This is a genomic window from Paenibacillus sp. FW101-FHT12H11 (assembly GCF_058790355.1).
Genome location: NZ_JBYTCO010000006.1, coordinates 76,291 through 88,494, shown reverse-complemented (window position 1 = coordinate 88,494; position 12,204 = coordinate 76,291). Strand labels below are relative to the sequence as shown.

12 protein-coding genes are annotated in these 12,204 nt (G+C 48.6%); 1 reads left to right on the top strand and 11 read right to left on the bottom strand.

Going from position 1 to position 12,204, the window contains the following annotated elements; genetic code table 11:
• Window positions 1-7 precede the first annotated feature (7 nt).
• From AC3WTJ_RS20175 to AC3WTJ_RS20130, 10 genes are all read right to left on the bottom strand, one after another.
• A complete protein-coding gene (locus AC3WTJ_RS20175; protein ID WP_492523370.1) occupies window positions 8-838 on the bottom strand; it encodes an aldo/keto reductase in 831 nt (276 codons plus the stop codon).
• An 85-nt stretch (window positions 839-923) separates the two neighbouring features.
• Entirely contained in the window at window positions 924-2,381 is a 1,458-nt protein-coding gene (locus AC3WTJ_RS20170; RefSeq protein ID WP_492523369.1) for a nicotinate phosphoribosyltransferase, read from the bottom strand.
• Window positions 2,382-2,387: 6 nt separating this feature from the next.
• Entirely contained in the window at window positions 2,388-3,221 is an 834-nt protein-coding gene (gene nadE, locus AC3WTJ_RS20165) for an NAD(+) synthase (protein ID WP_492523368.1), read from the bottom strand.
• Between the two features lie 63 nt (window positions 3,222-3,284).
• Window positions 3,285-3,827 (bottom strand): cysteine hydrolase family protein, encoded by a 543-nt coding sequence (locus tag AC3WTJ_RS20160; protein ID WP_492523367.1) that lies wholly within the window; start codon window positions 3,825-3,827, stop codon window positions 3,285-3,287.
• 70 nt (window positions 3,828-3,897) lie between these two features.
• Window positions 3,898-4,665 carry an NUDIX domain-containing protein gene (locus AC3WTJ_RS20155; protein WP_492523366.1) on the bottom strand — a complete coding sequence of 256 codons (768 nt, stop codon included), beginning with the start codon at window positions 4,663-4,665 and terminating at the stop codon, window positions 3,898-3,900.
• 113 nt (window positions 4,666-4,778) lie between these two features.
• The gene (locus AC3WTJ_RS20150; protein WP_492523365.1) at window positions 4,779-6,851 is read right to left on the bottom strand and encodes a class I SAM-dependent methyltransferase; all 2,073 of its coding nucleotides are present in this window, start codon (window positions 6,849-6,851) and stop codon (window positions 4,779-4,781) included.
• Between the two features lie 52 nt (window positions 6,852-6,903).
• The gene (locus tag AC3WTJ_RS20145) at window positions 6,904-7,230 is read right to left on the bottom strand and encodes an SPW repeat domain-containing protein (RefSeq protein WP_127456706.1); all 327 of its coding nucleotides are present in this window, start codon (window positions 7,228-7,230) and stop codon (window positions 6,904-6,906) included.
• 158 nt (window positions 7,231-7,388) lie between these two features.
• On the bottom strand, window positions 7,389-8,516 hold the full coding sequence (locus AC3WTJ_RS20140) for a stalk domain-containing protein (protein ID WP_492523364.1): 1,128 nt from the start codon (window positions 8,514-8,516) through the stop codon (window positions 7,389-7,391).
• A gap of 100 nt (window positions 8,517-8,616) precedes the next feature.
• Complete coding sequence (locus AC3WTJ_RS20135) at window positions 8,617-8,973, bottom strand: hypothetical protein (RefSeq protein ID WP_492523363.1); 357 nt, start codon at window positions 8,971-8,973, stop codon at window positions 8,617-8,619.
• Between the two features lie 13 nt (window positions 8,974-8,986).
• Window positions 8,987-9,388: a hypothetical protein gene (locus AC3WTJ_RS20130; protein ID WP_492523362.1), complete on the bottom strand. Its 402-nt coding sequence runs from the start codon at window positions 9,386-9,388 to the stop codon at window positions 8,987-8,989.
• Here AC3WTJ_RS20130 and AC3WTJ_RS20125 point away from each other — a divergent pair.
• Window positions 9,376-9,672, top strand: a complete 297-nt coding sequence (locus AC3WTJ_RS20125) for a hypothetical protein (RefSeq protein ID WP_492523361.1) — start codon at window positions 9,376-9,378, stop codon at window positions 9,670-9,672. The genes AC3WTJ_RS20130 and AC3WTJ_RS20125 overlap by 13 nt on opposite strands.
• Window positions 9,673-10,349: 677 nt before the next feature.
• Here AC3WTJ_RS20125 and AC3WTJ_RS20120 read toward each other — a convergent pair.
• Window positions 10,350-12,053, bottom strand: coding sequence for a methyl-accepting chemotaxis protein (locus AC3WTJ_RS20120; protein WP_492523360.1), 1,704 nt, complete (start codon window positions 12,051-12,053; stop codon window positions 10,350-10,352).
• Window positions 12,054-12,204 lie beyond the last annotated feature (151 nt).

Sequence of the window (12,204 nt, the reverse complement as noted above, 5' to 3'; positions counted from 1 at the left end):
TCCATTTTTAAAACGGCACGTTGTCTGGATCCGCTCCAATTCGTTTGTTCTGGTTCAACGAATCCACGAGAGCCATATCCTCAGCGCTCAGCTCAAAATCAAAGATATTCGCATTCTCGCGAATCCGATGCGCTGTCACCGATTTCGGAATCGTGATGACACCGTTCTGTATGTCCCAACGCAGCACAATTTGTGCCGCCGATTTCCCATGCTTGGCCGCGAGCTGCGACAGCACCGGATGATCGAGATTCCCCTGCATCAGCGGACTCCAAGCTTCCAGCTGAATGTTATTCTCGCGAGTGAAGGCGAGCAGTTCTTTTTGCGCCAGCTGCGGATGGTATTCGACTTGGTTCACCGCAGGCACGACACCTGTATCCTCAATCACATGCTGCAAATGATGAATTTGAAAATTGCTAACGCCAATCGCGCGCACATGGCCTTCTTTGTACAAATGAACAAGGGCTTTCCAAGTTTCCCGATACGTCGCCGGTTTAGCCCAGTGAACTAAATACAGATCGATCGTCTCGAGGCCGAGCCGTTTACGGCTTGCTTCAAAGGCCCGCAGGGTGGACTCGTAGCCCTGATCCGAGTTCCACACTTTGGTGGTGACGAAAATCTCTTCGCGCGGCACACCGCTTTCACGCAGCCCCTGACCGACACCTTCTTCATTCTGATAGATTGCGGCCGTATCAATACTTCGGTAGCCCAGTTGAAGGGCCGTTTTTACAGCGCTAATGACTTCCTGGCCTTCTTTGCTTTTCCAAACACCTAGTCCCAACCATGGCATATGCACGCCATTACCAAGTTGAACTCCTTGAGTAAATGCTTGCGTCGACATTGGATAATCCCTCCATCAGTTCATAGGATATGACGGCTCTTGAAAGAGTACGCACAATCCCTATCATATCACTCGGAGTATCCAATCACATAATGGTATGCGCATGGATCAAATTCATTTTCAACTCCCATAGCTCTGTGCTTAAGTTAACACGATAGCCTTCCGGGTTGAGTTTGCGTAAATATTGCGGCCAAAACGTGCGGATTTGCTCCTTGTGATACGCCCGAATCTCATCCAACGTAGGCAGCTCATAGACAAGCTCGCCTCCCGTAAAAATCGGTTTAAGCAGCGGAACCGCTTCGTAGTCCTCGATATACTTGTAGATATACGTATGCGTGGGATCGAACAACTTCACTCGCTCGCCGCGCTGAATATCGGCCTCGTGCTCCATAGCCAGGTAATCGGCTTCCGCCTTACCGGTTTTTTTGTTGATAATCCGGTAGGCTTCCTTGAAGCCAGGATTGGACACTTTCTCGGGGTTGCCAGAAATTTTGATAACCGGCTCGAACTCGCCGTTTTTCTCCAGGGCAACAAGCTTGTAAACCCCGCCGAGCGCAGGCTGATCGGCAGCGGTAATGAGCTGGGTGCCTACGCCCCAGACATCGATTTTGGCCCCTTGGGCTTTCAGCCCCTCGATGATATTCTCATCGAGATCGTTCGAGGCGACGATCGCCACCTCGGGAAAGCCCGCCTCATCCAGCATCAGCCTCGCCTGCTGGGATAAATACGCCAAATCGCCGCTGTCGAGGCGAATGGCGTTCATGCGCTTGCCTTGCTGCTGCAGCATGCGCGCGATCTTAATGGCGTTCGGCACGCCGCTGCGCAGCGTGTCGTACGTATCCACGAGCAGCGTCACTTGCTCCGGAAGCGCCTCAGCATAGACACGGAAAGCTTCCTCTTCCGTGTCGAAGGCCTGCACCCATGCGTGCGCGTGGGTGCCCTTGGTCGGGATGCCGAACAGCATCCCGGCCCGCAAGTTCGACGTCGCGTGGAAGCCCGCGATGTAGGCGGCTCTTGCGCCCCAGATCGCGGCATCAGCCTCTTGGGCGCGCCTCGTCCCGAACTCGAGCAGCACCTCGTTCGGGACGACCTGTTTGATCCGCGAAGCTTTCGTCGCGATAAGCGTCTGGTAGTTCACGAAGTTGAGAATCGCCGTCTCGACGAACTGCGCCTCAAAGATGCTGGCGACTACGCGCACAAGCGGCACGTTCGGGAAAACGAGCGTACCTTCCGGTACGCATTGCAGATCGCCGCTGAACTTGAACGCGCGCAGAGCTTCAAGAAAGTCTTCGCGGTAATGCTCTTCCTGTTCGCGCAGATAAGCAATTTCGTCATCCCCGAAACGCAGGTGCTTGATATAATGAACGAGCCGCTCCAAGCCGGCAAAAACAGCGTATCCGCCGTCAAACGGCAGCTTGCGGAAATACACCTCGAAAACGGCTTTCTCTTGATACGTGCCTTTCAACCAATGCGCGTACATCATATTGATTTGATATTTATCTGTGTGAAGCGTCAAATTTTCATAATTCTTTTCGTAGTTCATATAAAATCATCCTTTCCACCAAGTGTCGTAGCAAGTTACCGGTCCTCTGCGTTTATGTTCCGTAATCGTATAACGTTCCTCAATTTTCTGAGCGATATCAGCAGGAACGGGGCGGCCCTCCAAATAGGTATCCAATTGCACGTAGCTAACACCAAGGGCTTCTTCATCCGGAAGACCCGGCTTCAAATCCTCCAAGTCAGCCGTAGGCTTTTTCATATACAAATGCTCCGGACATCCAAGCCGCTTGAGTAGTTCCTTGCCTTGCCCCTTATCGAGCCCATAGAGGGGAGCCACATCACAGGCGCCATCCCCATGTTTCGTATAAAAGCCCGTAATAGCCTCAGCGGCGTGGTCTGTCCCCAGCACCAAAAGCCCATAATGCGCAGCTAAATCATACTGCACCTTCATACGCTCGCGAGCCTTGACGTTCCCTTTATGAAAATCACTCAGCGTTTCGCCTGTCGCTTCCGCAAATTGCTTCACCGATGCATCAACGGCCGGTTGAATATTGACCGTGACGACTTGGCTTGCCGCAATGAACTGAATGGCTGCTTGCGCATCTTCTTCATCTTTTTGGATGCCATAGGGCAATCTAACCGCCATAAACTGATAAGCATCCTTGCCGCTTTCCGCATTCATTTCATCGATCGCCATTTGAGCCAGCTTGCCTGCTAATGTGGAGTCTTGGCCTCCGGACATGCCCAGTACGTAACCTTTGGCTCCTGTATAGCGAAGATATTCTTTAAGGAACTGGATGCGGCGTTGAATTTCGTTCTCCGGCTTAATTTCGCTTTCTACATGCAATATAGTTTGAATTTCAGCTTGTGTCGTATGTGGCATTGAGAACATCTCCTTCATGATATTGGATGATCCTAGCATTCCTGTTAATGCTGCTGTTTCATACTACCAACAGCGAACAACTTTAGCCCCAAGTGTGCTTTCAAAATGCTGCAAAGCCCATGCATGGCCTTGGCCGTTAAAGCTGGCAACCGCGTCCTCATGGACCACGATGTCAAAGCCTTTATTATAAGCATCCACCGCTGTGTGCAGCACGCAAATATCTGTGCAGACGCCAATCAGATGAAGTTCCTGAATGCCTCCGGCTCTGAGCTTCAGCTCCAAATCCGTACCACAGAAGGCGCTGTATCTCGTTTTATCCATCCAATAAATATCGTTTTTATGCTGCTCATACACGGTTTTCAACCGGCCGTATAAATCGCGGCCCGCTGTGCCTCGGATATTGTGCGGCGGGAACAGCTTTGTCTCCGGATGATACGGATCCTTTTCATCATGCAGATCTACCGCCATAACAACGAAATCCTGCTGCATTACGAACGCCTCCGTGATCTCCGAAATCCGAGTTTCTATGGCAATGCCAGGTTCCCCGCATGGAAGCTTCCCGTCAACAAAATCGACCGTATAGTCAATAATAATCAATGCTTTCATCTTAACCAACTCCTTGATTCAGTATATTTGATAGTATTAATAAGACAATATCAAAGGGTAAAAGAGAGGCCTAGCTGTAAATGGACAGCTGAGGCATATAATCAGTGAAACGGTAGAGCTGAGCCGCACGTTGGGAATAGCGATTTGACATTTTGCCTTGACCGTTGTGGTCCAGAACCTCTTCAATAATCCCTTTGCGGCTCTGTGTAGATGTAATTTTACGGATAAAATTCCGCTCGTTGAAGGTCGGGACGACCGTCTGAATCACTTGATACAATTCACTGATTGTGAATTCCTCGGACAAGAACTCTTTCGCAATCGTTGTCGTGAGCATCTTCGTCTGAATTTGGGCAAGCGCATCACGAACGATGATTTCGTGGTCAAACGCAAGATCCATCGCGAGCGCTTCCTCCACAGGAAACAGCCGGACATCTGCGGCATCATCCGCGGCTTGGCGCTTCTCCAGGAAGCGCTCATGCACTAACGCGAAAAACGCGTGGGAGATGATCCACCCCCTAGGATCCCGTTTCGGCGTGCTGTACACGTTGAAGTAGGCAAGGTGGACATCGGAAACTCCCGTTTCCTCCGTCAGCTCGCGCCGCGCGCTCTCCTGAATCGTTTCGTTTTCGGACGAGAATCCGCCTGGCAGCGCCCATTGTCCTTCGAAAGGCCACTGCTTTCTTTGAATGAGCAGCACTTGCAGCTCTCTATGCGGGAGCGACTTCTTCGTGGAATCCTTGCCTTCGGAAGTGATGGTGAAGATCACGATGTCGGCAGGCGCACCGTCTGGCGTACGATATTTGCTGGCTTGATAATTGCTTTCATTTTCTGCGTTCAAGGCGATCACCTGCTTGGATGCGATTAATCATATTGTCGTTTTGATATTTTCATTATGACATATTAAAATGGCGCGTGCAATAGTTTTTTTCCAGAATGGCAAATCGCAACTGCCTATTTTTCGATGACTATTAAACAGGTGCTGTCCGGCAGCGCAACCGCGGTTCCACTTTCATCCAGCAGTTTTACTTTGCCCTTCAGCGCTTCCGTGTATCCTTCCTGCAGGAAATGTCTATTCTCAATAATTTTGGCCCCAGGTCCCAGCGTACGATGGATAAAGGCTATGTATTCACTCGGTGTAAAGTAACCGAATTGTTCCTGCACTTCATGCACATACGCTTCCTCGCCCCAAGTATAGGTATAGAGAAACTCCATCGCATCATTGACTGGCATAACCACTTTATCCGCCTCAACAACCTCATACTTGATCTCTCGTCCAGCAAAATCCTTCGCATACCGTTCGAGATACGCCATATCCCCATTCTGCAAAAAGTGAATTGTTCGCTTTTGCTCGACAGGCTCCGTCATAATCCCATCGCGAATCACGATTCTTCCGCCAGGCGAAAGAACATCGTAAGCGCTGCGCAGTGCCGCCGCAATGGTCGCATGGTTGAATTTTCTCCCATCATAAGGGATGTAGGAGTAAAGTTCATGTAGGATGGAGGAAAAGATGACCGTATCTATGGTTCCTTGTTCCACGTACTGCTTCAGATCAAGCGCGTCCCCTTTTAGAACCGTCCATTGATGACCTTCCAGCTGCTTCTTGCGCTCCAGCGCCTCGATCACGTTTGAGGAAATGTCAATCCCAATGGGATGCTTGTCCGGCAAATACTGTTCAATCAGATCGAGCATGACACCACCGCCCGGACCGATATCGACAACACGCTTCCCAACAACGTAGTCCAGCATCAACTTCTTATAATCTGCCGTTTGATTCATTGTGTTCAAATAATCTTCTTCATTGTGAAAACGGTCATAGGCATCTCGCCGCAATTCAAACAGATCGAATAGCAGCAGTACAGCCTTTTCATATAACGGGGACTTCTCGGCTTCTACGCAAAATTCAATCAGCTTCTCAGCAGCAGGGGAAAATTGGCATGTAAAAAACACGGTATCCGCAAGCTGAGATTTCCGCTCAATGAGGTGCTTCAAGTGGCCGTTGCTCCACGCCAGTTTTCCTTCAGCTATTTCTTCCCACGTCATCTCATCCACATATTTTTCGATCATCCGTTTCTTGTAGACGTTGACTTTCTTGCTGCCTTTGTAATCGTAATACAAAATATTCATGAAGGGCTCAAAGCTGATATGGCGGACCGAATCCCCTTCACGGCAGGCCTCCTGGATAATCAGAAATAAACGAACCATCTGCCTTAATGTAAAATCCTGAAAAGCCGCTTCTACATACCACAAGGTTGTCGCTTCCAAAAAAGCCCCTAAACCATCCAGCAGATCAGGTGCTTCATCCAAAATCCTTTGATAGTCCCGCTCGAAATTTTCACCTTTTCGGATAGAGTTGCCGCGTAATTTAGCCAACCTGTCTTTCAAAGAAATTTCTGGTTTCAATGCTCCTAATAAAATCTTCTCAATCAACGACCTTACTTGACTGCTGACCGAAAGCCAAAGCTCTTCCGAAACCGCCGCAATGATGCACTCGTTCAGCGCCAGAAGCAAATCCCTTAACTCATCTGCCGATAACAAGCGATCTTCCACTAATTGGGTTAACGGAGCGTGTTCCCGCAGGGGGACTTCCCCTCGAATCGTCTGTCCAATGAGCCCGTGCGTATAGATTAACGTATGTATCACAGCCGATTTATCACTTGAATTCCCAGCATGAAGCTTGTACAGTTGGGCGGAGCCTTGATTATGTACATAGAGATGAATGCCTTGATTTTGCCACGTGAAGCGATCCCTCAGAGTACCTCCTTTAGAGACCTCAGACCAGATCAGTACTTCTTCCAACACTTCCTTCTTCCAAAAAGACAACCCAAGCTCGTCCAACCTGAGCAAGGTCCGCTGGACATAATCAAGAACAGGGTTCGCCTGAGCCAGCTCCTGGATCGACTGAATTCGCTCGAAGTTCACGATGCGCTCTTCCGCCGAAACCATGTAGGATAGCCATTTATGCTCAGAAGCTGCTGCGGTGTCCCCTGTTCGATAGTTGTGTATCAGTTCTAATGAACGGAGCATATCTATGTGTTTCCTCCTATAGGAAGTTGGTACTTAACAACAGTATAATCGATCATTGCTCGTCGGCATATAAATTCGCGTAATTGATGAGAATGGTTAAGAAACCAAGCACGACAAACAAGAAATAGGCCATCAACTCTACGTAGAACACATTCGGAAAGAGAATAAAAATGGCACCAATCAACAGGCACAGCCAGTTCTGCCAGACCCGCTTCCCAGACTTCCCTAGTGCGAGCAGCGATCCCACGAATTGCACACTTCCAAGCAGCACACAGACAAAGAACGCATTCGTTTGAGCCTCAAATCCAAACACCCAGGGGCTGACCAAAAACCAGAGTCCCATGCACGCCGACAATCCATTTTTCAAATACATGGTCATCTTCCACCTCCTACAAGTTTTGGCAACGTAAAAGGAGTCCTTTTACGAGATAATATAGTATACGCAAACGCTTTCAAAAATGTGATATAGAAAAGCCTCCAGCTTACCCATTTATTTGGGCGAACTAGAGGCTTCGTGGTTATGAGCTTATGGATGAATTACTGTTCAATGTGTAAAACGCCGGCATCTCCCGTTTTCACTTCTGCTTTCAGAATATCTGACACGAACTTGAGCGGCACATACAAGGTATCGTTCTGAATGACCGGGGCTGCGCCCAAGGACACAGGTGCCATTTTCGCATAAAAATAGCTGTCTTTGCCCACGGTCACACTCGTCCATTGCGCTCCTTTGTGTAGCTCAGCCGCATACGTAGCTTGGTTCCAAGTTACTTCATATCCAAGACCTTCTGCCACCTTACGGAATGGCACCAAGCTTACGCCTTCTGCACTCGTTATTTGGTCACCAGCAGCCAAATCCAAAGCCATTTTGGGAGCCGGCTCCGGTTTAACAGGAATGGTCAAATCCGCAGCTAGTGGAAACCGGAATTCCGGTGAACCCATCACGCCCGGTGCGATCGCATATTTCGGGAATACGACGACTGCTTCTCCCTTTTCCACATAAAAGCCTTGTGACTCTTCAATGCCCTTGAAATCGTCCTTAAAATAGTTTTCCGGATGCTCATCCATGGCTGCTCGAACTCCAGCATTTACGGTTTCTTTGTAACTGTCACCAAGCACATCCTGCAAGGTAACCCGCTGAGCTTCTTCACGGTTTAACACATTGTAGGTGTCAACGCGCGGCATGCCAGTTCCTCCAGTGGCTCCGTACGTCGTAATTTGCAGGGAGACAAGCCCCGCCGGAGAACCCGTGCCATCCGACTTCAACTCATAAATAATGGTGAGTTCATAAGGACGATACGTAAACCCTTTGGTTTTGGCATCCGCTGCAGCTTCATCCGCCTCTTTCTCCCAGTTCGCCAAATCTTCATTGGCATGGGACAAAAGAATATCATTCAACTGCTCCTGATATTTCGTATCCAGCATCCCGGTAAGCTGAGGAACTTTGACATTCGTCTTCAAATTTTCCGTCTTGGAGGTAAGCACTACCTCTTTCATTTGAACCGCTGAGGCTTGGATGGCAATCGGTGTCACCTTCGCGCTGATAGGAACAGCCGTCACTGTTTCTGCTGATGCTGATCCAGCGGTTAGTACAGCACCGCTTACGCCAACCAGCACCGCACATCCGAGCACACTCATTTTCAACATGTTAAAAGGATTTTTTCTCATTTCACGTCACTCCTCATTCGTTATGGTCTAGTCATTTGTGTTTGTTCTAACCTTCACGGTAACAAGACGCACGAGCGAATGAAAAAGTCTGAACGTTTTATCATTTTAAAAGCAATTCAATAAAATCTACAACCTTGCCGTTCATTGAACTGTTTTTTTGTCTAATCGACATTCCGCCTCCTGAAGAGTTGCGTGTGAACTCAACGACTACCTGACGTTTTGCGTGAGAAACATCAATGAGCAAAACTCGCAGAGTTTCCGGGGGAATTTGTACCTCATCTGCTAGATACTCTCCATTTATTGTCGCGGGCAGCCTGTTTCCTGTGTCGGCATCTCTTACAGCCAAAGAGAGAGTACGCACTTCTTTCGAAGAGTTGTTAATCGTAATGGCCAAGTCATCTTGATTTTCTTTCTTGATAAAAGAGAATTGTGATTTTGAACTGTTAACTAGACTCACAGAAGTGCACCTCCTAGTTGATGGAATTGTTTTGTTTTAATAGCTCAAACATCATTTGTTTTTTCTCGCGTTCCTCTTCCAAAAACTTCGTAACAAGCCCTTCCAAACCGGATAGTCCTTTCAAGCCACCCCCGCAACTGCACCCGCCTTTAGCATTTGAGCCGACCGGGTGACAGCAGCAATTTTTCGCCAGGAGGAGCAACACACTGATCAGCAACGTATTGTCGCTAAAGTTAATAAGCGTGCTATTGCCCACTGTGAAGCTGTTTCCGTTGGAGACGGTATTCGCAGAATTATTGGCTGAACTCGCCAATCCGTTGGCTGCTTGTTGCGTTCGTATCGGATGTATTGTTCGAGCCGCTTGTGCTTGTGAGCGTTTCGTTGACTGTAGCTGAGCTGTCTGTGTCCGAAGCATTATTAGCCCCACTGCTGCTCGTTGAAGATTCTGTTGCCGTTGAGTTGCTATCTGTGTCTGATGTACTGTGCGCACCGCTCAAGCTCGTAGTGGTTTCATTAACCGATGTAGTCCCCTCGGTACTTGAAGAATTAGTCGCTCCGCCCGTCGTAACTGAATTTGCGTTCTGGGGAGAGAGCAGGGCTGATGCATTAGCAAGTTTCTTTGGTGCGCGCGAGGCCTATTTCAATGAAATGGCGCCCAGTCGTTCCTCGTTGAGGAGAAAGGAATCGTTGGACAGTTAATTTCCTTTTGTAGTTTAGCTTGTTAAGAGCCCAGTGGGAGCGAATTTTGGCGGTGGAGAACACCCAACGACGCTAAAAATCCAGCGTTACTGAGACATTTGGCGGAGGGGGCATCCTCATAGGAGAGCTAAGCTGGCTGGCCACCTAAAGGAACTGAAGGGCGCTATTCTAACAAATTAAGCCCGTTTCCGCGTTCATGTGGAACTGCAGGGCCCTATTTGACCGCCTAACCCGATTTCTTCAAGAAAACGGACAAATAGAAGACGTCAGTTCCCCTCCAGGTGAAGAAGAGACTATTTCGATGAAATAGAGCCCTGTAGTTCCCCTCCAGGGAGGAACCGTTGGAGCGATAGCAGCGACAGTGACAGCTATGTTGTATTTTGCGCAACCATTTAGCCGTAAAAGAGCCTCACTTCGCCTCTATAGTGCACTTACTACAACGATTCTTGCATTTAAAACGCTTACAATTCACCTTTCGCAACAAATAGTTGTATTTTGCGCAACGAAAGACCGCGATCGCGGTCTGACCACACCATTACGTTGTATGTAATACAACGTAGCCCTTTTAACTTTGCTGCACAGCCATCTTTACAACGAAAAATAGTTGTTTGAATAGAAAAAAACTTCCCTGAGACAGCCTCAGAGAAGTTCTATTAAACTAGCTTATGAAGCCAGGTCTAAACACGGAAAGCCGTCACCACTTGATGCAAATCCTGGGCAATCGTCGACAGGTTTCTCGCCGAAGAGGTTATCTCCTCGGTGGAAGCCAGCTGCTCTTCCGTTGCAGCAGCTACAGACTGCGCTGTTCCTGATGTTTGCTGTGCGACAGAACCGACATTGGCCACTGTTGCGGCAATCTCCTCGGTGGAAGCAGCCATCTGCTGTGCAGCCGCAGCGGTTTCCTGAATTTTGCTCGCTACTTCCTGAGAAGCTGCTACGATCTGACCGAAGGCCATCTCGGCGCTGCCCACTTCTTTCAAGCCTTCCTGTACTTCCAGGAGTCCAGTGTTCATAACCCCCGCAGCGCGAACAGAATCCCTTTGAATGTTGGAGATGAGTTCAGAGATGTCACGCACGGATTCATCCGTTTGGGAGGCCAGCTTGCGAACCTCTCCCGCAACAACCGCAAATCCTTTGCCGCTCTCCCCGGCACGCGCAGCCTCAATCGCTGCATTCAAAGCGAGCAAATTCGTTTGGGAAGCGATATTTCCAATCAGCGTCGAGATTTGCCCAATGCTCTGGGAGTGTCTCTCCAGATCTTGAATGACCTGATTCGCCGAATCAACCGACTGGCTGACCGCTTGCATTTTATAAACAACCCGCTCCATAGCGTGTGTGCCTTCCTCCGCCATTTGCGTAGCGGAAATGGACAGCTCCGATACATCCGAGGTCGTCTCTGCGATTCGCTGAATGCCAACCGACATTTCCTCCATCGCTCTGCCGCACTCCATCGAGCTTTGCGCTTGGATATCCGCACCGGTTGCGAATTCCTGCACAGCTGCCGCCACGTGCTGGGAAGCGGACGTATTTTGCTCCGAACTGGCAAATAGCTGCTGGGAGGATGCTGCCACACTACCCGCAGCTTGCAGCATATGATGCACCGAATGGCGCAGGTGGTCGACCATTTGATTCACGGAGCCGGCCAAGTCGCCGATTTCATCTTTATTTTTCACGATAATTGGCTCCACGGTAAGATCGCCGTTCGCAATGCGGTTTAAAGCCTGTGACGTTTTGCGAACAGGTGTGGAAATATTGCTAACAAGTGCGTAACAAGCAGCCAGCATGAAGACGATCAATGCACCTAATACGATGAGTGAGATCATGACACTTTTTTGGTACAGATTTTTATTTTCTTGATCCGCCAGCTTTCCGCCATCCTGGTTAAAAGTTACCATTTCCGCCATCGTTTTTTGCGCTTTGCCAAATGCGGTAGACAGAGCCTGAAGGCTTTCTGCAGCCTCCTTCGTTTTCGTCGAATCAGCGGAAAGTTGTTTGTTTACCAAGAAGGCTGCTTTAAACTCTTCCCAGCTTTTGTTAAGCTCATTGAACTTGGTTGTATCTTCGTCCCCGGAGAGACTTCCCTTATAGTTTTCTAACAATTTGTCGATTCCTGTCATTGCTTGAGCAATGCCTGCATCGAGAGGCTCATGTTTTTTGGGATCCGGTTCTAATTTTTTCTGATAATAGAGGGTTAAAATATGCTCCGAGTTAAAATGAATCTCATCAATGATTTGCACCCCTACCATCCAATTCGTAGCCATCTCCGCACTGTTGTCTTTGAGCACGCCCATCCGCGTCATATCGGTTAAACTTAACCCTGCGACCATGAGAAAAATAATTGCAAATACCATCATCATTTTCGATCTTACAGTAGAACGCATGATTGAAATCCCTCCAAGTAATGAATGAATGACCCAACAATGATGTATACTCAAATCATCCTGTTACCTATCATCATAAAACGAAATCGTTAAATGAATTACGTAATACGGTTATCAAAATTGTAAGTTTTCCTAACATTTTGATGAATCT